This window comes from Bacillus sp. HMA207, assembly GCF_003402455.1.
In the GTDB taxonomy this organism is placed as follows: Bacteria; Bacillota; Bacilli; order Bacillales; family Bacillaceae_G; genus Bacillus_A; species Bacillus_A cereus.
Map to the genome: position 1 here is coordinate 545,333 of NZ_BEZT01000002.1, position 22,680 is coordinate 568,012.

Sequence of the window (22,680 nt, forward strand, 5' to 3'; positions counted from 1 at the left end):
TCATAAGAGCGGTCAAAAGTTATATGAAGTAAATATGTCTTTTGAAATTGAATTGCCTCCATTTCTTATCGGAGAGATGATGGTATTGTCCTTAGGAGAAGGCAGAATTTGTGGTATTAATATTCAAACAGGTAAAGTGCTTTGGAACAATACTACTCTACATGATATTACAGAGGTTCTGTTATATAAAGATGGAGAAATTTACATTGCAACTTCAAATTTAGAATTGATAATACTTGATGCTGAATGTGGTGAAGTAAAAGATATAATTAAACTCCCTAAAAATGTTGTTGTAATAGATTTTATTGTATCAATTGAGGAAGGTAATAATGGACTATTCATTAGTTGTGTAAGTGGAAATATGTTTGAAATAGTAGAAGGCTAATTTGTGAGCGCTCTTAAGTCGAGATGTTTGTTTTAAAATAGTAGTATATATTCACTAAAAAGGATGTATGAAAATGATTTTGATGCATCCTTTTTAGTGAATATATAAAATAATTAACTTAGTGTATTAAAGGTATGATACACGATTATTTTAATATATTTAAAAGTAAAATGAAATAAGAAACGGATAATTGTCGGAATATATTCGATTTCCGTTCACTTTTATGAAATATGTGTACTTTTTGTTAGATTCCTTCATTTTGTCCATATACAATAAATGTATATAGAAATAAGAAAAGGATGATGTACGTGAAGGACACGGTTTTACAAGAAACGATTTCTCCACAAGAATTACATAAAGTTGTTCAAAAGAATACAGCTTATTATGACTTTAAGTGGGGTAAAGTAGAAAATCCAGCGCAAGGGAATACATGGAATTGGGTAGCCTTTTTCTTCCCAACTTTTTGGTTAGCTTATCGTAAAATGTATAAGTTATTTATTATATTTGCGTTATTGGCTATACCTAGTATAGTTATACCCCCTTTTATAGATATTCCAGATGGGATTTATGTAACATTTAGTTTAGCTCTTCAATTAGGAATGATGATATTTACTGGATGGCAAGGAAACCGTTTATATTATAAGCAGGCTGTTCGTGTTTTTCGTAAGGGAGAAGATGCGTCTGATCATGAGAAGGCGTATTTCTTACAATCAAAGGGCGGCGTGAGTATTGCTGGTATGATTGGTTTACAGATTATAGTCGGGATTGTGTATGGATTAGCTGCGTTCGGGCTGTCCTTTTTACCAACTGAGCCGAATATTAAAAACGTTGTTCGTTCAAGTGGAGAAGGGGTTACTTTAGAGATTATGACTGATAATCCAACTTGGAAGTTTGTGAAGAAAGAAAAAGATTATGACGTAGTAGAGTTTACTGGTTATGATTATACAGAGAAGAAAAACGTGAAAATTAAATTTGCTGTTTATTTCGATGAAGATGATTTCGAGTGGCAAGAGGTATATGAAAATAATAAGAAGTTAAGTGAAGAAGAAGTGGAAGAATATCAAATTTACATTGAAGAAAATAATTTGGGTTTCTAGAGGGAACTCGTTCATTTTGAAAAGAAGAATCTTGTGAAGGTTCTTCTTTTGTTTATTAGGGGGGAGAGAAATAATTTCAGCATTAATAGAAGCTCTAATAGGATCGATTAGTTTAAGTACGGGTTTACACACGAAAAAGATTGATGCTAACATACGTTACTTGCAGCAGTATGAATGGTTTCGAATGATATATGAAGACGAAAAGTATCGAAAGTTATTTATTACGAACTACAAAGTTCGCTCATATTTACAAAGTAAGCTAAGAGTTCGATTGCTTGTAAAAAATAAAAATGCACAACGAAGATTTTTAAAATTAGTAGAAGAGCAAATAGAAAAACGGCATACAAATTGAAATTTTGTAAAATACAATAAAAAATGAGAATTTGAGGTAGGCTTGTCAATAACGTGAGACTATGGCACTATAAAGAAATGCTATACAAATTTTATTTATCGAGATGTAAACATCAATTTTGATTTTTACGTATAAATAATGAACGGAGGAAATGAATTTATGGCTACTTTACCAAATTGTCCAAAATGTAATTCAGAATATACGTATGAGGATGGCGTTCTTTTCGTATGTCCAGAATGTGCTCATGAGTGGGGCCAAGAAGCAGAAGCTGAAAATAATGATGGTGCGAAAGTTGTAAAAGATGCGAACGGAAACGTTCTTCAAGACGGCGATGCAGTTACTGTTATTAAAGATTTAAAAGTAAAAGGAACTTCTTCAGTTGTGAAGATCGGTACGAAAGTAAAGAGTATCCGTCTAGTTGATGGCGATCACGATATCGATTGCAAAATCGACGGCTTCGGAGCTATGAAGTTAAAATCACAGTTCGTTAAGAAGGCGTAAGTAAATAGAAGAGGAGGCGAATAGCCTCCTCTTTTTATTATGTCACTTTTTGTCGGTAAATCGATATTTCGTACAAAATCGTTGATATATTCTGAGTTATGATAGATATATTTGAAAAATCGTTGATATATTGCAAGTTATGATAGATATATTGAAAAAATCGTTAATATAATTTCATTCATCGTGAACTACGCACGATTCACCGTGCACCATAGTCAATTTCTTTCAATTGACATCGCTTATTAAAGAACGTTTTATATCCAAGCTGTAAAAAGATAATGACAGCAAAGGCAGTACTTCCAGAAATACCGAGTATGATGGCGATTTGATATTGAATGGCTGTGAATGGTGATACACCGGATAATATTTGACCAGTCATCATGCCTGGTAAGCTTATAATCCCCATTCCGACCATAGAATTGATTGTCGGTAAAATAGCAGAGTCAAAAGCGTCTCGAATGAGCGGAGCAGCTGCTTCTTTCGGTGTTGCGCCGAGCATAAGTGCACCTTCAATTTGACCTCTTTGCGATTTCATATTGTTTAAGAACGTATTTGCGCCGAGAGAAACGCCAGTCATGGCATTCCCAACTAACATTCCTGTAATAGGGACGATATATTGCGGAGCATACCACGGATCATGTCCGATAATAACAAAGATAAATAGTAGAAGTGGCCCAATTGACCCAGCGACCATTGAAAGGGCGGCTATTCGTTTTAATTCTTTAGACATTGGGATGTTAACTCGTTTATAAATATTAAAAATTGCAAAGGTAGTAATAGAAGTAATGAGAGCAATTGTATAAAATGGATTACTGTTTTCAAATACGTATGTAAGGACATATGCAACAAGTACGAGCTGAATCGTCATACGGAATGTTGCGAGCGCGATTTGTTTTTCGCGAGGTATTCCTTTTAATTTTACAAGTCCAATTAAAATAAGAATGAAAATATAGGCAGCTGCAAGTTGCCAAATTTGGAGTTCAATAACGCCCTTCAACAGAGAGCACTTCCTTTCTAGTTGCACCGTTTGCTTTACTAATCTCAATAATGTCGTCTGCAATTTCTTCTGGAAGTTGTTGTGAGTGTGTGATGAAGATAATTGTTTTTTTCTTTTTTCGTGCTAGTTCAGTAAATTGTTTCATAACGCGGCGTTCTGTATCACTGTCTAATGCTGAAGTAGGTTCATCTAATAAATAGACAGGCGGATCCATAAGTACGATACGTGCAAAGGCAAGTCTTTGTTTTTCACCGCCAGATAGTGAGGAGGCGCTATTTTCTAATTGCTTGTCTAAGCTAACGGTTTGTAATGCACTCCGCAGGGCATCATCATTTGGAAATGGTTTTTCAGAAAGACGAAGTCCCATTAATAGGTTGTCTTTAACGGTTCCATCAAAAATAGGTGGAGTTTGCCCAAGCATAACTACGTCACGACGTAATTGAATAGGGTGATAATCAGAAATTAATTTTCCGTTATATTCAATTGTGCCGGATGTTGGAGATTGTAAATCGTTTAACATGCGAAGCAACGTGCTTTTTCCGCTTCCGCTTTCACCGATAATGCAAGTAATCTTTTCTTTTTGAATCTGTAAATAAGGAATGTATAGTATATCTTTATATATAACGTTTTTTAATATAAACATAAATCGCTCCTTTCTGATTCTAGTTATATCGTATCAAAAAAGAGAAGATAACGGTTATAAAGAGCAACGTTTTTTCTTCGTCTTGAGTTTTATTAATAAGTTAAGTAAACGATCTAATTCTTGGCTGAAAGAAATCACTTTATCATGAGTCAATCCGTATCGTTCAACGAGATAGATTAACTCTTTCTTTTTCGCTTCTATTCGATTGTTTAGTTTCGATAAGTTCATAAGTGGAATGTAATGCCTCCTACAAAAGTATTTATCACATAAAAAATAAGACCGAATGAATTCGGTCTTCAAGGAAATAATAAAACAACTTACAAATAGCATACAATGTTTATCAATATTTTTTAATATAAAAATGAAAAATAAATCATTATAAATATTGAGAAAGATGTGTCTGATAATTTTTAAAAACTGATGCAAAGAGGCTGCCTACATAGTAGACAGCCTGTAAAGTATTAACCTTTATGATATTTGTACATCCAAAGAAGACCAGATTTTAATAATCTCGGTACACGTCCCATTAATGGTTGGTTTGCGAGTAAACCGAATCCATGCTTCTTACCAAGAGATCCTAGAACACCTTTTAATTTAATAACAGGTAGTTCATCCGGGAGTGGTTCATTATTCCAACGTTTTAATAATATTTGGACAATTTGTTCTCCTTGACCTTCAGCAAGTTGGGCAGATGGTGCATGTGGAAGTGCTGCGCAATCTCCTACAACATACACGTGCTCATTGTTTGGAATATTGTGATATTTCGTTAAGACAACCCGTCCGCTACCATCTTGTTCAACTGGAAGGTTTCGGACAACTTCATTTGCTTGAATACCAGCTGTCCAGACGATTGCATCACATTCAAGTGGTTCATCGTGGTTGTACACAATATTTGGTTCTACTTTTGTAATGTTAGAGTTTCGTATAATGTTAACTTTATGCTTTACAAACCATTCTTCTACATATCTACTTAATTTCTCTGGATATGGGAATAAAATTCTATCTTTTCGATCAAATAAATAGATTTTTAAATCAGAACGGCTTTCACGAAGTTCACTTGCTACTTCAACGCCACTTAAGCCAGCACCAACAACAGCTACTGTTGCATTTGGTTCTAGACTATTTAATTGTTCATATGTTTTACGTGTTTGTTCAATTGATTGTAGACTATGTGTATATTCCCTAGCCCCAGGAACGTTATGATATTTATCTTCACAGCCAAGTCCGATAATTAAGTCATCATATTGGATTGCTTCGCCGCCATCGAGATGAACAGCTTTTTCTTCGAGGTCAATATTTGTTACTGTGCCGTATTGAATATTGAGGCGTGGGTGTTCAGGAAACGGTATACGAATATGCGTTTCTGAAATAGTACCCGCAACTAATGCATAATATTCAGTTTTGAAGCAATGATATGGTACTTTGTCGATTAATGTCACTTGTACATCATCTGGAAGTTGGTTGCTTGGAAGTAGCCTTTGCAGAATTCTCATTCCACCGTAGCCGCCACCTAGTATTACGAGGTGTTTCATGATGGATTACCCCTTTTCTGTTGAAATATCCCCTAATCATAAAATTTTATATTAATAAAATATTTTGACTTTACTCAATCAAATTATATCGAATTTGTGAACAAATAACAATGCATGAATGAATACTCTGTTGTACAATAAGAAGAAAAGTAAAATAAACTGTTTTTCCTTTGTAGTTACTATTTCATTGGAAGTAGCATGTTATATAGAAGAAATCATCTACTTTGAAGTGAAGTAATGAAGTAACTAAATAGTTTAGACTGTGTAACGAAAACAACAAGAAACAGCTTAGTTTTCTTCTTATAGATAAAGTGAAAAGGTAATTTGTTTTGTAGTACAGGGGGGAGAATTTTGATTAAACCATTAATTGAATTTTGTGTAGGTAACCTTGCAAGTGGTTCACAAGCAGCTCTAGAAAAATTAGAAAAAGATCCGAATTTAGATGTAATGGAGTATGGTTGTCTAGGATATTGTGGTATTTGTTTTGAAGGACCGTTTGCACTTGTAAATGGTGAAGTTGTACAAGGTGCAACAGTAGAAGAGCTTGTTAATAATGTATATGAGTATTTGGATGAAAATCCAATGTTTTAAGGTGTTGCGAATTAGCAGCACCTTTTTCATTAGATAAAACTTTATTTCGTGGGGAAGACTAATACTCAGTATTAGTCTTCCCCAATCGAAAATAGTAGGATAAATAAAAAAAGGCCCTTTTTAGAAGGGCTTTTTTCTTACATAAATTGTGTAAGAGTGGCTCATCGCCAAACGTTGTCAAATATGAGAAACGGGGGACATTCATATTGTGTTCTAAAAGCATGCATTTTATACTTAACATAACAAATTATTTTTGGAGTGAATATAAATGAGCCAATTTTCTTTTACAAAAATGCATGGTCTTGGCAATAGTTATATATATGTAAATATGTTTGAAGAGCAAATTCCTGAAGAAGATTTAGCCCTTGTGGCCGAAAAGGTTTCAAATATTAATACTGGTATTGGAGCAGACGGGATGATTTTAATTTGCCCTTCAGACGTAGCTCCGGTGAAAATGCGCATGTTTAATAATGATGGTTCTGAAGGAAAGAGCTGTGGTAACGGTTTACGCTGCGTAGCGAAATATGCGTATGAGCATAAACTAGTAGAAGAAACAGTTTTTACAATTGAAACGTTGGCTGGTATTGTAACGGCTGAAGTAACAGTAGAAGATGGTGTCGTGACATTAGCGAAAATCGATATGGGAGCACCGCGTCTAACACGTGCAGAAATACCGATGCTTGGTGAAGGTGAAACACCATTTATTCGTGAAAACTTCTTATACAATAATCATCGTTATGCATTTACAGCTGTTTCAATGGGAAATCCACATGCGGTTATTTTTGTTGATGATGTAGAAAAAGCACCTCTTACAACACTTGGACCAGTTCTCGAGACACATGAAATGTTTCCAGAGCGAGTAAATGTTGAGTTTATCGAAATTTTGAATGATGACGAGATGAACTTCCGCGTTTGGGAACGTGGGTCTGGTGTAACGCAAGCTTGCGGAACAGGGGCGTGCGCTGCAGTTGTAGCTGCTATTTTAAATGGAAAGATGGAACGTGGTAAGGAAATTACAGTCCATTTAGCTGGTGGCGATTTAATGATTGCGTGGACTGAAGAAGGAAACGTGTTGATGAAAGGACCTGCGGAAGTAATTTGCCGCGGAGTGTATGAGTACAAGATAGAAGCGTAAAGATGTATAATGGACTAAGAACAGAAAGGAAGGTGTATTTCATGATTGAAGTAACAGAACAAGCAGCTTTTCAAATTAAAGATATGTTAAAAGATGCTGAAGATGGAGAGAAGTATGTGCGCCTTGCTGTACACGGCGGCGGATGTAGCGGTCTTTCTTACGGCTTAGGGTTTGAAGTAGAACCAAAAGAAGACGACACAGTTCTTGAGTTTTTCGGTGTTGAATTTGTTATCGATAAAGAAAGTGCTCCAATTGTTAAAGGAGTAAAAATTGACTATAAACAATCTATGCTTGGCGGCGGATTCACAATCGACAATCCAAACGCAATCGCATCATGCGGATGTGGATCATCTTTCCGTACAGCATCGAATGCTGGTAAGCCAGAAGAGTGCTAAGTTTTTAGCAGAAATAGAGAAAGACCTTTTCAGCGATAGAATAAAATCGTTAGAAAGGTCTTTTCTTTTGCCGTAAAAGCCCGATTACCAAGGCTAATCAATATTTCACTTTATTTTTGCATAGATGCAAGTATCAGTTAGTTGTTTGCCGTCAGCTGAAAAATCTTCATTACGTAATATCCCTTCAAGTTCAAAGCCTAGTTTTTCAGGGAGTGCACGACTTTTCGTGTTATTACATTCACATCGTATTTCAATCCTTCTAAATTTGAATAACTGAAATCCAAGGTTTGTTAACGCACTTACTGTTTCTGTCATATATCCACTGCCACTAAATTGCGTGTTAATCCAGTATCCAATTTCACATTTAGAAACCTTCCAATCAATTCGATGAAGGCTAGCTGTTCCAACAAAATCATTCGTCTCTTTATGATAGATAAGATAGCGAAAGCTTTCTCTTTTCAAAAAATCTATATGTGCATTTCTCAGAAGAATTTCCGTTTCTTCAACAGTAGGAATGGACTGAAATAAAGACAACCATTGCTTTAATTCATTAATGGAATCTTTAATAGCTTGTTGTACTATATCCCCTTCACCAGCTTGAAGTGGTGCTCGAAGAATGAGTCTGTCTGTTTCTATTTGTAACGGAACATCTAATAAAATAGAGTTCATATCATTTCTCCTCTCGAAAACTTTAAATTAGGACAGAATGAAACATATGTAAAAAACTTTCGTTCAAAAGTTAGAGAACAATAAATATATATTCAATTCATCATTTAGAAATCCTTTTTCATCTATTGACTTCTAATTTCTTTATCATTTATTTGAGCTTTAAGTTCTCTTTTTCTAGTTATAATGGAAGGATAGAAAGAGGGGGATATATGCTGGAAGATGTTTTTGAATTTGTATTGAGGTATGTTATAGGTTCTATTTTTAGATGTATAAGATACCTTGTGATAAATATTATAATGGAATGCATAATAGAAGGCGTAATAAACGGTATAAGGAAATTACGTGATAAGTGGGAAAATTGGCGTGAAAGACGTTATTGGCGGTAGTGTAGCTGATAAGCGTGCGAAACAAAAACGTTATACAGAAGTTTAATGAAATGATAGAAATCGACCCGCATTTACAATCTGTACTCGTTCCAATTGATGATGGAATGACGATTTCTAAAGTGAAGAAATAATTATTATCTTACAAAAGTGTAATGTTCATGTCATGTTTTTGAATTTCTTCTTTAAGCTCTGGGCTTTAAGATAAGAATATAAGAAAAAACATATGAGGTGAAGGAAATGAAAAAATACATTGCACTATTTAGTATTTTAGTTGTATTCGCAAGCTTGTTAGTTGGTTGTGATTTAAACCGTATGGGTAAAGATGAGTACTACGTTCAAATTACAACTGATGGAATTGAAAAAAATGAGAAGTTTGATAACGGAGAGCCACATAAATATTTCGAGTATAAATTAAAAGGATTCGATAAAGGTGGAGAAGTAAAAGAATTAGAATTCACAGCTCCAAAAAATCTTCGTAAAGATGCATTCTTACGCGTATACAATTCAGATAAAAAAGGTGTAACAGCTTGGGAAGAAGTGAAAAAAGACGAGCTTCCTGCGAAAGTGAAAGAAAAATTAAGTGTGAAATAAGACAGATAAAAAGGAATTGACGCACAGGGTCAATTCCTTTTTTGATTTTCAAAATCCTCTTCTGAAATGACTTTAAAGCCATGTCTTTTAAATAAAGCAGTAGATACCCCGTAACCAGTTTGCTTATTACCGTTAAATTCACCAGTGTAAATCGTAGAACTGCCACAAGATGGACTACGTTCTTTTAAAATAATATATTCTGGGTGTAAATCTTTAATTTGTTCTAATGCTTTATAAGCACCATTTACAAAAGCTTCTGTGACATCTTCACCATCTTTTGTCATCACTTTCGCTTTTCCGTCCAAAACGTCGTCGCCATTCCCGCCAATAATTTCAGCGGAAGGACGAGGTGTTGGCAGTCCTCCTAATACTTCAGGACAAATGAGGACTGTATCTTCTTTTTGTAGTAGCTCCTCTATTTTTGAAACGAGATTGTCATTCCCGTCATATCGACAAGCTATACCACCTAAACAAGCGCTAATTACGATCATATTTTCATCTCCATTAAAAAAATATTAACTATCACGCCAAATTCTCTTCCTGCCTCTTACTTATAAATGAGGTGATATAAATGGGAAGCTTATATAATTTAATGAAACCATATAGTGAATTTCGAAGTAAAGAAGAGTTTAATACATATCAAAAACAAGTTTTGAATTGCTATCGATTTCAATTGAATAAAACAGATGCTACCATTATTCATTTTTTAGGAAAATATGCGGTGAATGAGAAACAAAAAACAGTAGGGGTCGCCTGTCCGTTAATGGAGACGATTGCGAAGAATGTTGGAAAGAGTATTCGTACAGTACGCCGTTCAATTGCAAAGTTAGAGGAACTAGGAATTATAAAGCGTGTTGCAACAAAAGAAAGACATAAGCGCGGCGGGTATAGTGCGAACTTATATATTTTTCTTATATCTGCAATTGACCGCATGGATGACCGTATGAAAATGTCCGCATGTGAAAGTGAGGATTATACAGCTGGCTGTAGCGGAAAGGAGCAAAAAAACGAGAGGGAAACAATTCTTTCCAAAAACATTCCACAAATAAAAGAGAAAAGAAAAATAACGTACGAGCTTGATGAGACGTATTGCCGTCATGATATACCGAAGCCTTTTATATACGCACTTCTGCCGATGACGAGTAATCCGAAGAAAATTAATATATTTTGGAGTAAGGTGGAACTTGCATATAAAAAGAGCGGGTTACTAGAACAAGGTGTTTTACTAGAGCAAATATTAGCTGATGAAGAAGTGTATGGAAATTTCATTTGGCGAGTGAAGAGTGTTGTGAGAGCTTATAAATATGGGGAAATCCGTAAAAATGTGAAGGCACTTTTATATAGTACAGTACGAGATTTATTTTTAGAGGTGGGATTAGAATGGGGAGCAGCATTAAGGAGAAGTAAGGGAATATCACTATTTGATCCATTCAAAAAAGAGCCATGTGTATAATACATGACTCTAATTAGTTAATCGAACTTCCTTACAACTGGAACACGAATCGCTACAAATAGTACGAAGACGATAACAGCTATTGCACCACTTTTCATAACGGTTACGATTGGAATTCCTATTGCAAGTGCAATGGATGTGAATGCATAAGAGAGCGGGATAAAGCCCATTGATGATAGCATAAGTAAACTCATTACGCGTCCCATCATTTCTTCTTTGACTGTCGATTGAATCATTGCCATAAGCGGTACAATCGCCATTGCGATTGTAATACCGTAAAACATGCCAGCTAATAGTGCTTGCCAAAGTACGGTACTAAAGTTGATGGCTAAGAAGAATATACCAGACAATAGCATCATGATAATACAAAATAGACCGCGTCTACGATTAATATTTTTTAAACCGACAATGATAGCACCGATTGCCATTCCACCGCCTACAGATGCCTCTAAGTAACTAAACTGGAGCGAATCACCATGCAGCACGTTTTTAACAAAAAGCGGGAAACCAACTTGCATCGGACCGATTAAAAATAAGTTTAAAAAAGCGCTACAAATAAGGAAAGTTGAAAGGAATGGCGATTCCTTTACATATAAGATTCCTTCTTTAATGGAAGTGAACATACCTTTATCTGTATCTTTTTGTTCTGGCATCGTAAATTGTATTTTTTGAACGAGTATGGCAGCGACAATCAGTAATAAAATCGTAATGGAAAAGATTGTCTCATAGTTCGTAAATTTAATGAGAATTCCGCCAAGTACAGGGCCTAAGATGACCGATGCTTGGTTCGTCATTTGTGTAAGTGAATTCGCTTGTGTTAACCGGCTTTTTTCTACCAATTCCGGTAAGATAGATCCATCTGCTGACCAGAAGAAAGCATCAGCAAGTCCAAAGAATAAAGCGAATAAAGCAAATGTATATAGCGTTACATCACCAACGATAAACCACGTGAGAATGGTTGCGACAAGAATCGCTCGAATGATATTGGAGTAAAACATAATATTTTTTTTCGGGAATTTATCAGCTACAGCGCCGCCGACAATCATAAAAATAAGCCTTGGAACACTAAGGGCTACGAAAACAACACCGAGTGAAGCTTCAAGGTTTAACGTTTTTGCTATGTACCACGTTTGTGAAAAAGTAAAAAAGGCTAAAGCAAAGCTTGAAAAAAGAGTAGCTGCCCAAAGAAAAAGGAAATTCGTATTTTTTAATAACGGTTTTCCGCTTCCTTCTAAAGCAGTTTTATTTTGTTGTAGTTCCTCCATATTGCTTCCTTTCTATGTGACAAATTTAAACTAAAAAACCAGTAAACGCCCGATTGGTGAGGGCTAATACTTAATGGGAGATGCCCCCACTGATTATAGTTTCACTTTATACAGTTTCTAATATTTCTATACTGCACTTTCTCATTGTAGACAATAATAATGAATTTGCCCAGTAGCTATTTAACGACAAAAAAAGATGCCGAATGGGCATCTTTTTTTAGGCTAACGCAATATAAATATCCAATTGTGCATGATTTGGGTCTAATGCTCTTTCATCGTAAAGCTCAAAGTCTGTTGTGAAGGCACGTTTATTTTCTTTCGACCATTGCCAAATATATTCCCAAGCTTCGCAAACGACTTCAGCAACTGGTCCCTTTCTCGTTGTAAATACCGCATATGTAGCAGCAGGTATTGTTAAAGTTGTCATATTTTCAGGAACGTCTTCTAATGAAGAAACGGGCGTACCGATTGTGAATGTATATGTACCAGTTTCATCTGATTCGTAGTTTGAGTAGAAAGCAAATGTTGCTTTCGTTTTTTGGTTTGGGATGTGATGCATCATTTGTTCTTGGAAGTAGCGGTTCCAAAGCTCGGGGATTTTTCCTTTAGTAGATGCCTCTCTTTCGTTAGTCGTCGTAACTGAAACGCCGATTGCTTGGAAAGCTTCTTTTTTCATTATAATGGGCTCGTTAATCATGAAAATTCCTCCTTTAAAACAAGAACATTCGTTCTTGTTTTAATATAACATATTTTTATATGTGAAGTTTTTTTTGAAAATTTTAATTATAAATAAAAAATAAGTAAAAAATGGTAAAATTTCTATTTCGTGTACAAATAGATTTGGGAGTATGTTAAGATTTTTATGTATCCTTTAACTGTTATATAAACCTATACAATAGGGCATTTTTTACTATGTTAAAAAATGGTGAAGGTTTGTATAAGTGTCCGATATATATATGCTATTTTTGATAAATTAAAATAGTAATATTCTATGAGATTTATATTGTTGACATTGGGATTTCAACGATACATTTTCGTAGGTCGGATTGTTGCGAGTGGATATATATTGCTATGTATACGGCTACGAAATTAAGTAGACGGATAGCAAGCATATAGAAAGGAGAAAGGTAGAAAATATGAAACAAGTATTGAAGTGTTTTAATGTCGTAACAATGATCACACTTCTCCTATCCATCATATTGCCTTCACCCAGTGCTTTTGCAGAGATAAATAAAAAAAGCTGGGATGAGTTACAAGGAAATGATGTGAAAATTAAGGCAGAGCAAGTAAATGCCGAAATATATAGGGGGGAAGTAGCTAAGAGGGAGCACGTATTTCAATATACGATTGAAAATACGGGAGATACACCAATTCAAGAATTGGTGCTTAAACAAAGTAATGAAAATAAAATTACGTTCCTCTCGCAATCTGTCAAAGTAAACGGAGAGAAGTTACCTGAAAATAAAGTAGCGGATTTCTATGTAGAAGAAAAAGATAAGGGAGGAAAACTTCTTTCTTCTAATCTTAAAATTCGAGATTTAAAATCACACGAAAAAATGACGGTGCTAATAAAGGCTAGCCGCACGCAGCATTTTAATAAAGAATACAAACAAAAGATTAGTGTGCAAAAAGATCAAGTACAAATAGGAAACATGTCTGTAGATGTTGAGGGAATCCCTTCTGAAGAAAAGGTAGCAGCTAATGCCGATGAGGAGGCTGACAGTAGTAAGAAAGAAGTTGGCCCATCAGCTAATAATACAATTAAAAAAGTTGATGAAAAGCTAAAAGTATCTGTAGAAGATGAAAATAACCCTACATCAAAAACAGAACCATCAAAACAAACAGTAACCGAAGCTGAGAAACAGCCAGAAAAAGAGGCAGTAAAGCAGAGTGTTGCAGAAGTACAAGCTGCGTCAGAAAATGCTTCGAAGGTTCAAATCCAAACAGGAGATAAACAAGGGTTTGGAGATCCACTGTATTCTACAATTGCTGCTGGTAATTTAGTACAGACTGGTAATGTGACGCTTGGTTTGACAACTGACCATTACGGCAGACAAAGTATGGGTTATAAAACGAACAAAATGACAGTGGACGTTGATAACGATAATAGTACTTTTAATTCGTCAACAGGCGCATTTCCTAACATTCCTGCTGGAAGTAAAGTAAAAAAGGCGTATTTGTTTTGGACAGCTGCAATGGGAACTGTAACTAGTACAAATGTTAATCAAAGAGTTAGTGATAATGATGTACGACAACCAGTCAAAATGAAAATGGGAAATAAAGAATATGCAGAGGTGCGTGCTGATAGCATACGAAAAGCGGATTACCTACCTTATATTTCTAATTACTCAGGTAGTGGCGCAGGATATGTTGCATATGCTGACGTAACAAATGTAATTGCACAGCAAGGTATTTCTCAAACGTTGACAGTTGCAAATGTGCCACAAATTAAAGATGTAACAGGTGGCGGTTATTACTGGGGTAACTGGAATTTTATATTAGTTTATGAAAACTATAAAGAAACAGTAAAAGACATGAAGATTTGGGAAGGGCTAGTCTCTCAAAAAAGCACAGCCTGGACAGATATTAGTGTTAATAAAATAAACACACCAAAAGAAGGTGCTTTTAAGGCGAAATTTAGTTATTTTTCATCGCAAGGTGATCCAGCTGAGAAAGATGGATATGCATATGATTATGGAGAATATGATTTTGGTGCTGGATATATAAAGATAAAAAATATTAACGGTAAAGACAATGATGCGAATGATTCGTCTATGACAGAAGTACAAGTGGATGGTACTAACGAGTTTGTTACGAAAAAATATCCAGGATATAATCCGGATTGGACAAATTCATTTAGTACTGATATTCATACGTATCATCTTGAAGGACCTGCTAAAGTAAAAAATGATTTAAAAGAAGGTAAAATGCAATTTAAAGCAAATGGTGCTACTGGTGATATTTACGTATTAAATAACGCTACATTTGTTACAGAACATAATGCGCCAAACTTACAAGTTGATAAAAAGGCGTTAGATAGTGCTGGGAAAGAAATTAAGGACGTTAAAGCTGGTGAAGAGTTTACGTATCAAATTGAAGTGAAAAATGATACGAAAAATAACCAAGCCCCTGTATCTAATGTAAAAGGTTTTGATAAATTAGATGATCGTTTAGAGTATGTTCCGGGATCTATTCAATATGTGTCTGGAAGTAATAAAGGAAATAAAACAGATAATGCAAGCGATGATGAAGCAGAGTTTGTAAATAATCAAATTGATTTCCGTATTGGTGAAGGTGCAAATGCTAAAGACGGCGGTGTTTTAAAGCCTGGTGAAAGTGCTGTTATTACATTCAAAGTAAAAGTGAAAGCTTCTGTACAATCAGATACAACAGTAAAAAATATCGTTGTTGTAAAGGGACAAGATAGTAGCGAGGTAAATTATGAAACTGCAGATGATGCAGATATTACGGTTACGACTCCAAAAGAGATCCCTGGAGAAATAGAAGCTAAAAAAATAGCATCTAATAAAACACCGAAGCTAGGTGACGAGGTAGAGTATCGTATTACATTTAAAAATAAGACAAAAGATGGACGTCTAGATGTATTGACCATTGAAGATGAATTACCAAGCAATCTTGAATACGTGAAAGATAGTTTGAAAGCAGAAGGTGCAAAACCAGAGCCAGTAGAGCTGAAGTTTGAAAATGGAAAAGTAATTGCAAAGTATCCAGAAATTATGGATATGGAAGAAAGAAGTATCGTCTTTAAAACAAAAGTAAAAGAAACTGCAAAAATTGGTGAAGAAATTGTTAATAAAGCAACCGTTAGTGATAAAACAAATCCACCAAAGAATCTAGAAGAGAAGATTACACCACAGCATAAGGCCGGTAAAATTGCTGCAAAGAAAAAAGCAACAAATAAGAAGCCAAAGCTAGGAGAAGAATTTGAATATCAAATTAGCTTCCAAAATACGGTGGAAAACGGAAAACTAGATGCAGTTACAATAGAAGATGAAATTCCAGCTAACTTAGAATTTGTTCAAGGCAGTGAGAGAGCTGAAGGTGCTGAACCAAATCCAGTAGAGTTAAAAGTAGAAAATGGTAAGGTAATCGCAAAATATCCAGAGATTACGGATACAAAAGAGCGAAGCATTGCCTTTAAAGTGAAAGTAAAAGAAGAGGCAAAAGCCGGAGAAACGATCGTTAATAAAGCGGTTGTGAGTGAGCCGAATGGACAAACTGAGCATCCAGAAGAAAAGATTACGCCGGATTATAAATACGGTAAAGTGGATGTTGAAAAAAGCGTAACGAATCAAACACCAAAACTAGGAGAAGAAGTGGAATACCGAATTACATTTTATAATACGGTAGAAAACGGAAAACTAGAAAAGGTGCTAGTAGAAGATACACTACCTAAAGGTGTTGAATACGTGAAAGATAGTTTGAAAGCTGAAGGTATAAAACCAGAGCCAGTAGAACTAAAAGTGGAAGACGGCAAAGTAATGGCAAAGTATCCAGAAATTACGGATACAGAAAAAAGAAGTATTGTTTTTAAAGTGAAAGTAAAAGATTCGGCAAAAGTAGGGGAGGCAATCGTAAATAAAGCAATTGCAAAAGATCCGAAAAATGAGCCTGTTGAATCAAAGGTTGTTATTACACCGCAAAGTAAAAAAGGTGAAATTGCTGCTACAAAGGTAGTTAATAATAAGAAGCCAAAGTTAGGCGAAGAAATCGAGTACCGTATTAGTTTTCATAATACGGTTGAGAACGGAAAACTTGAAGAGGTGCGAGTAGAAGATACAATTCCAAAAGGTCTTGAATATGTAGAAAATAGCATCAAGGCCGAAGGAGAAGCACCTGGACCAGTAGAATTAGCTGTTGAAAATGGGATAGTCAAAGCTAAGTATATCGATATTATGGATATGAAAGAAAGAAGTATCGTCTTTAAAGTAAAGGTGAAGGAAGAAGCAAAAGTAGATAAAGAGATTGTCAATAAAGCAATTGTTGATGATACGAAAAATCCACCGATTGAGCCGGAGGAAAGAATTACTCCGCAACATAAGGATGGAATAATTGATTCGAAGAAGACAGTAGATAATCCATCACCAAAACTAGGAGAAGAAGTAGAATACCGAATTAGCTTTAAGAACACGGTAGAAAACGGAAAACTAGAAAAGGTAATAATAGAGGATACAATTCCTAACGGTTTAGAGTATGTAAAAGGCAGTGAAAAGGCTGAAGGTGATAAACCAGCTCCATTAAAGTTAAGTGTGAAAGATGGAAAAGTCATTGCTGAATACGAAAATATTACGGATATGAAAGAAAGAAGTATTGTCTTTAAGGTAAAGGTGAAGGAAGAAGCGGAAGTAGGTAAGGAAATCATCAATAAGGCAATTGTGGATGATATGAAACATCCGAAAGAACCAGAAGCAAAAATCACACCATTACACAAAGATGGAAAAATTAAAGCGAAGAAAAGCGTAAATAATGAAACACCGAAGTTAGGAGAAGAAGTAGAATACCGAATTAGTATGAAAAACACGGTTAAGTACGGAAAGCTAACAGACGTGATAATAGAGGATACTTTACCAGAAGGTTTAGAGTATGTAGAAAATAGTTTGAAAGCAGAAGGTATCGGAACAGATTCAGTAGAGCTGAAATTTGAAAACGGTAAGGTAATGGCAAAATATCCAGAAATTATGGATACAGAAGAAAGAAGTATCGTTTTTAAAGTGAAAGTAAAAGAAGGAGTAACAGTCGGTAAAAAAATCATTAATAAAGCAACTATTGATGATTCGCAAAATAAGCCAGTTAATCCGACTGCGGAAATTATTCCTCAGTATAAAGATGGAAAACTTGAAGCGAAAAAGATGGTAAATAATGAAACGCCGAAGTTAGGAGAAGAAGTGGAATACCGAATCAGCTTTAAAAATACGGTAGAACATGGAAAGCTAACAGAGGTAAAGATAGAAGATGATTTACCAAATGGATTAGAGTATGTGAAAGATAGTGTAAAAGTAGAAGGTTCTAAGCCAGATCCAGTGGAATTGAAATTTGAAAACGGTAAGGTAATGGCAAAGTATCCTGAGATTACAGATACAAAAGAGAGAAGTATTACCTTTAAAGTGAAAGTAAAAGGTAAAGTGAGCGATTCAATTGTTAATGAAGCGATTGTGAGCGATACGAAACATCCGCCAGAAACACCGACAGCAGAAATTATTCCGCAACATAAAGACGGAAAAGTGAAAGCGAAGAAGACGGTAAATAATGAAACGCCGAAGTTAGGAGAAGAAGTAGAATACCGAATTAGTATGAAAAACACGGTAGAAGACGGAAAACTAGCAGAGGTGAAAATAGAAGATACTTTACCCGAAGGTTTAGAGTACGTAGAAAACAGTGTGAAAGCAGAAGGTTCTAAGCCGGATCCAGTAGAATTGAAATTTGAAAATGGTAAGGTAATGGCGAAGTATCCAGAGATTACGGATACAGAAGAAAGAAGTATCACTTTTAAAGTGAAAGTAAAAGATGAAGTGAAAGTCGGTAAAAAAATCGTCAATAAAGCAATTATTGATGATACGAAAAATGAGCCAGAAACACCGACGGCAGAAATTACTCCACAGCATAAAGACGGAAAAGTGGAAGCGAAGAAAACGGTAAATAATGAAACACCGAAGTTAGGAGAAGAAGTGGAATACCGAATTAGCTTTAAAAATACGGTAGAAAACGGAAAGCTAGCAGAGGTAACAATAAAAGATGATTTACCAAATGGATTAGAGTATGTGAAAGATAGTTTACGAGCAGAAGGTTCTAAGCCAGATCCGGTAGAACTGAAAGTGAAAGATGGAAAAGTAATCGCAAAATATCCAGAAATTATGGATACAGAAGAAAGAAGTATCGTCTTTAAAGCAAAAGTAAAAGAAGAATTTAAGGTTGGTGAAGGCATTGTCAATAAAGTAGTTGTTGATGATACAAAAGATCCAACAACTTCAGAAGTAACAATTACGCCAGAATATAAAGACGGTAAGCTTAAAGCAGAGAAATTTGTAAACAATAAAAAACCGAAATTAGGAGAAGAAGTAGAATACCGAATTAGTTTTAAAAACACGGTAGAAAACGGAAAACTAGTAGAGGTTACAGTAGAAGATGAAATTCCAGCTGGATTAGAGTACGTGGAGAACAGTTTACAAGCAGAAGGTTCTAAACCAAGTCCGGTAGAATTGAAATTTGAAAACGGCAAGGTAATGGCAAAGTATCTAGAAATTGCGGATACAAAAGAAAGAAGTATTATTTTTAAAGTGAAAGTAAAAGAAGAGGCAGAAATAGGCAAGGAGATTGTTAATAAAGCAATCGTAGTAGATACAAAAAATGAGCCAGAAGAGCCTCGTGTGGAAATTACTCCGCAATATAAAGATGGTAAAATTGCTGCGCAGAAAGTAGCAAATAATCATAAACCGAAACTAGGAGAAGAAGTAGAATACCGAATTAGTTTTAAAAACACGGTAGAAAACGGAAAACTAGTAGAGGTAAATATAAAGGATACATTACCAAATGGTTTAGAGTATGTAGAAGGCAGCATCACAGCAGAAGGTTCTAAACCGAAACCAGTAGAGCTACAGGTGAAAAATAATAAGGTAATGGCAAAGTATCCAGAAATTACAGATACAGAGGAAAGAAGTATTGTCTTTAAAGCGAAGGTAAAAGAAAGCACAAAAGTGGGAGAAGAAATCGTAAATGAGGCAATTGTAGATGATACAAAGAATCTGCCAGAAGAGCCTTATGTACCGATTACACCACAATATAAAGATGGGAAAATTGAGGCAAGAAAAGAAGTAAGTAATCATGAACCGAAGTTAGGTGAGGAAATCGAATATCGAATTATTTTTAATAATACGGTGAAAGATGGAAAACTAGCAGAGGTAAAAATAGAAGATGAAATTCCAGCTGGATTAGAGTTTGTAGAAGGAAGCGAAAAGGCTGAAGGTGAAGAGCCAAAACCAGTGGAGTTGAAAGTAGAAAATGGTAAGGTAATGGCAAAGTATTCAGAGATTATGGATACGAAAGAAAGAAGTATCGTCTTTAAAGTGAAGGTGAAAGATTCAGTTGCAATAGGTAAAGACATCACAAATAAAGCGATTATCCATGTTGATGATCCGAACCATCCAGTAATTGATCCGACAGCAAAAATTACACCGCAATATAAAGACGGTAAAATTGCTACTCATAAAAAGGTGAATAATCATAAACCGAAGCTAGGGGAAGAAATCGAATACCGAATTTCATTTAATAATACGGTGAAAGATGGAAAGCTGGCAGAGGTGAAAATTGAGGATGAAATTCCGTCTGGTTTAGAGTATGTGAAAGATAGTCTAAAAGCAGAAGGTGATAAGCCAGCACCAGTAGAGTTGAAAGAAGAAGCTGGTAAGGTTAGTGCGAAGTATGAAAATATCACTGACATGAAAGAAAGAAGCATTATCTTTAAAGTGAAGGTGAAAGATTCTGTTGAAGTGGACAAAGCAATTGTAAATAAAGCAATTGTTGATGATACAAAAAATCCACCAGAGCGACCAGAAGTAGAAATTACCCCGCAGCATAAAGACGGTAAAGTTAAAGCTGATAAAAAGGTAAATAAAAAAGAGCCAAAGCTAGGAGAAGAAGTAGAGTACCGAATTAGTTTTAAAAATACGGTAGAAAACGGAAAACTAGCAGAAGTGAAAATTGAGGATCAATTACCAACTGGTTTAGAGTATGTGAAGGATAGTTTAAAATCAGAAGGTAATGAGCCAGCGCCAGTAGAGTTAAAAGAAGAAGCTGGGAAAATTACAGCGAAGTATGAAAATATTACTGATACAGCTGAGCGTAGTATTATCTTTAAAGTGAAAGTAACGGAAGTAGCAAAAGTCGGTAAGAAAATCGTGAATACGGCAATTGTGGATGATGACAATCCGAAGAATCCACCGCAAAAACCAGAAGCGATTATTACGCCGGAGTATAAGGACGGAAAACTAAAAGCTGAGAAAACAGTAAATAATCCAGCTCCAAAATTAGGAGAAGAAGTAGAGTATCGAATTACTTTCCGTAACGTAGTAGAGCATGGAAAAGTAGCGAAGGTGAAGATTAAGGATGAATTACCAACTGGCTTAGAGTTTGTAGAAGGTAGTGAAAGAGCCGAGGGAGAGAATCCGAAACCGTTGTATGTGAAAGTGAAAAACGGAATCGTCCTTGCGGAATATCCAGAAATTACGGATATGAAAGAAAGAAGTATCGTCTTTAAAGTGAAAGTGAAAGAAAAAGCTAAAGTAGGCGAAGAGATTGTGAACAAGGCGATTGTGGAAGATACAATAAATCCACCAGAGCAACCGAATATCTCTATTCAGCCTCAATATAAAGATGGTGCATTACAAGCAGAAAAAACAGTAAGTAATCATGAACCAAAGTTAGGAGAAGAAGTAGAATATCGAATTAGCTTTGAAAATACGGTAGAGAACGGAAAACTAACTGAGGTAAAGGTAGAAGATGAAATTCCAGCCGGTTTAGAATACGTACAAGATAGTATAAAGTCTGATGGGCCGGAACCATATCCGGTGGAACTTAAAGTAGAGAATGGAAAAGTAACAGCAAAGTATCCAGAAATTACGGATACGAAAAAAAGAAGTATCATCTTTAAAGTGAGAGTACAAGAGACGGTACAAGTAGGAAAAGAGATTGTAAACAAGGCGATTGTTGATGATAATAATCCGACGACTCCGCCAGTTGAGTCGCTTATACCAATCACACCGCAATATAAAGATGGGAAACTAGAGGCAAGGAAAGAAGTAAGTAATCATGAACCAAAGCTAGGGGAAGAAATTGAATATCGAATTACTTTTAACGGCACAGTAGATGGCGGGAAGTTAGTTGATGTAAAGATCGAAGATGAAATTCCGTCTGGTTTAGAGTATGTGAAAGATAGTCTGGAGGCCGTAGGTGATAAGCCTGTGCCTACAGAACTTAAAGTAGAGAATGGAAAAGTAACAGTGAAGTATCCAGAAATTACGGATACGAAAGAAAGAAGTGTCATCTTTAAAGTAAAGGTAAAAGAAACAGCAAAAGTTGGAGGAGAAATAACAAATAAAGCGATTATTGAAGTGGATGATCCGAAACATCCAGTTATAGAACCGACAGCGAAAATAAAGTCAGAATATAAAGATGGTAAGTTAACAGCAGCGAAGACAGTAAGTAATAAAGAGCCAAAGCTAGGAGAAGAAGTAGAATACCGAATTAGCTTCAAAAATACGGTGGAAAACGGAAAACTAGATGTAGTTACAATAGAAGATGAAATTCCAGCCGGTTTAGAATACGTGCAAGATAGTCTTAGATTTGAAGGTGCTGAGCCAAATCCAGTAGAGTTAAAAATGGAGTTTGGAAAAGTAATCGCGAAATATCTAGACATTGCGGATATGAAAGAACGTAGTATTATTTTTAAAGCGAAGGTAAAAGAAGCACCAAGTAAAGGGATAACAAATAGAGCGGTAGTGGATGATGGAATAAATCCGCCACTTGAGCCTACAGTTACAATTTTACCGAAAACAAAAGAAGATTTTAAGATACCGGAAGAACCAGAAGTGAAACCGGAAGATCCGAAAGAACCAGAAGTGAAACCGGAAGATCCGAAAGAACCAGAAGTGAAACCGGAGGATCCGAAAGAACCA

17 protein-coding genes and 2 pseudogenes are annotated in these 22,680 nt (G+C 35.5%); 11 read left to right on the forward strand and 8 right to left on the reverse strand.

Translation table 11 applies throughout. From position 1 onward, the window contains the following. Window position 1: 1 nt before the first annotated feature. The 4 genes and pseudogenes from HMAS_RS23300 to phnA all read left to right on the forward strand — a co-directional run. Window positions 2-385, forward strand: a pseudogene (locus tag HMAS_RS23300) (hypothetical protein); the annotation flags it as partial. Window positions 386-684: 299 nt separating this feature from the next. Then, a complete protein-coding gene (locus HMAS_RS23305) occupies window positions 685-1,482 on the forward strand; it encodes a DUF2628 domain-containing protein (RefSeq protein ID WP_114555937.1) in 798 nt (265 codons plus the stop codon). A 70-nt stretch (window positions 1,483-1,552) separates the two neighbouring features. Then, complete coding sequence (locus tag HMAS_RS23310) at window positions 1,553-1,834, forward strand: hypothetical protein (protein ID WP_033687535.1); 282 nt, start codon at window positions 1,553-1,555, stop codon at window positions 1,832-1,834. A gap of 159 nt (window positions 1,835-1,993) precedes the next feature. Further along, complete coding sequence (gene phnA, locus HMAS_RS23315) at window positions 1,994-2,335, forward strand: alkylphosphonate utilization operon protein PhnA (RefSeq protein WP_000212737.1); 342 nt, start codon at window positions 1,994-1,996, stop codon at window positions 2,333-2,335. 199 nt (window positions 2,336-2,534) lie between these two features. Here the strand turns inward: phnA and HMAS_RS23320 are convergent, their stop codons facing one another. The 4 genes from HMAS_RS23320 to HMAS_RS23335 all read right to left on the reverse strand — a co-directional run bounded on the left by HMAS_RS23320 (window position 2,535) and on the right by HMAS_RS23335 (window position 5,507). Continuing rightward, window positions 2,535-3,332: an ABC transporter permease gene (locus HMAS_RS23320; RefSeq protein WP_025709848.1), complete on the reverse strand. Its 798-nt coding sequence runs from the start codon at window positions 3,330-3,332 to the stop codon at window positions 2,535-2,537. Then, window positions 3,316-3,975, reverse strand: a complete 660-nt coding sequence (locus HMAS_RS23325) for an ABC transporter ATP-binding protein (RefSeq protein WP_000470316.1) — start codon at window positions 3,973-3,975, stop codon at window positions 3,316-3,318. The genes HMAS_RS23320 and HMAS_RS23325 overlap by 17 nt, the downstream gene beginning before the upstream one ends. A gap of 54 nt (window positions 3,976-4,029) precedes the next feature. After that, window positions 4,030-4,203, reverse strand: coding sequence for an aspartyl-phosphate phosphatase Spo0E family protein (locus HMAS_RS23330; protein WP_001054091.1), 174 nt, complete (start codon window positions 4,201-4,203; stop codon window positions 4,030-4,032). Between the two features lie 233 nt (window positions 4,204-4,436). Next, entirely contained in the window at window positions 4,437-5,507 is a 1,071-nt protein-coding gene (locus HMAS_RS23335) for an NAD(P)/FAD-dependent oxidoreductase (protein WP_000682079.1), read from the reverse strand. Window positions 5,508-5,858: 351 nt separating this feature from the next. Between HMAS_RS23335 and HMAS_RS23340 the strand changes: the two genes are divergently transcribed. The 3 genes from HMAS_RS23340 to HMAS_RS23350 all read left to right on the forward strand — a co-directional run bounded on the left by HMAS_RS23340 (window position 5,859) and on the right by HMAS_RS23350 (window position 7,628). Continuing rightward, window positions 5,859-6,098: a YuzB family protein gene (locus HMAS_RS23340; protein WP_000595026.1), complete on the forward strand. Its 240-nt coding sequence runs from the start codon at window positions 5,859-5,861 to the stop codon at window positions 6,096-6,098. A gap of 268 nt (window positions 6,099-6,366) precedes the next feature. Next, a complete protein-coding gene (gene dapF / locus HMAS_RS23345; RefSeq protein ID WP_000077396.1) occupies window positions 6,367-7,233 on the forward strand; it encodes a diaminopimelate epimerase in 867 nt (288 codons plus the stop codon). Window positions 7,234-7,274: 41 nt separating this feature from the next. Then, the gene (locus HMAS_RS23350; protein WP_000573821.1) at window positions 7,275-7,628 is read left to right on the forward strand and encodes a HesB/IscA family protein; all 354 of its coding nucleotides are present in this window, start codon (window positions 7,275-7,277) and stop codon (window positions 7,626-7,628) included. Window positions 7,629-7,733: 105 nt separating this feature from the next. On the opposite strand, the gene HMAS_RS23355 is transcribed toward HMAS_RS23350, so the two are convergent. Beyond that, entirely contained in the window at window positions 7,734-8,297 is a 564-nt protein-coding gene (locus HMAS_RS23355; RefSeq protein ID WP_001084691.1) for a GNAT family N-acetyltransferase, read from the reverse strand. 342 nt (window positions 8,298-8,639) lie between these two features. On the opposite strand from HMAS_RS23355, the pseudogene HMAS_RS23360 reads away from it, so the two are divergent. Both HMAS_RS23360 and HMAS_RS23365 read left to right on the forward strand, forming a co-directional pair. Next, window positions 8,640-8,814, forward strand: a pseudogene (locus tag HMAS_RS23360) (methyltransferase). 106 nt (window positions 8,815-8,920) lie between these two features. After that, window positions 8,921-9,274, forward strand: a complete 354-nt coding sequence (locus tag HMAS_RS23365) for a YxeA family protein (RefSeq protein WP_000759860.1) — start codon at window positions 8,921-8,923, stop codon at window positions 9,272-9,274. 29 nt (window positions 9,275-9,303) lie between these two features. On the opposite strand, the gene HMAS_RS23370 is transcribed toward HMAS_RS23365, so the two are convergent. Continuing rightward, complete coding sequence (locus HMAS_RS23370; protein WP_025709849.1) at window positions 9,304-9,765, reverse strand: DUF523 domain-containing protein; 462 nt, start codon at window positions 9,763-9,765, stop codon at window positions 9,304-9,306. 80 nt (window positions 9,766-9,845) lie between these two features. Here HMAS_RS23370 and HMAS_RS23375 point away from each other — a divergent pair, with 80 nt between their 5' ends. After that, entirely contained in the window at window positions 9,846-10,727 is an 882-nt protein-coding gene (locus tag HMAS_RS23375; RefSeq protein ID WP_000535280.1) for a helix-turn-helix domain-containing protein, read from the forward strand. A gap of 17 nt (window positions 10,728-10,744) precedes the next feature. On the opposite strand, the gene HMAS_RS23380 is transcribed toward HMAS_RS23375, so the two are convergent. Together HMAS_RS23380 and HMAS_RS23385 are read right to left on the reverse strand one after the other, a co-directional pair. Then, complete coding sequence (locus HMAS_RS23380; RefSeq protein WP_000391940.1) at window positions 10,745-11,992, reverse strand: MFS transporter; 1,248 nt, start codon at window positions 11,990-11,992, stop codon at window positions 10,745-10,747. 217 nt (window positions 11,993-12,209) lie between these two features. Then, window positions 12,210-12,689 (reverse strand): GyrI-like domain-containing protein, encoded by a 480-nt coding sequence (locus HMAS_RS23385; protein WP_000606648.1) that lies wholly within the window; start codon window positions 12,687-12,689, stop codon window positions 12,210-12,212. 439 nt (window positions 12,690-13,128) lie between these two features. Between HMAS_RS23385 and HMAS_RS23390 the strand changes: the two genes are divergently transcribed. Beyond that, window positions 13,129-22,680: isopeptide-forming domain-containing fimbrial protein (locus HMAS_RS23390; protein ID WP_116345057.1), on the forward strand; the 9,552-nt coding region annotated here is incomplete at its 3' end.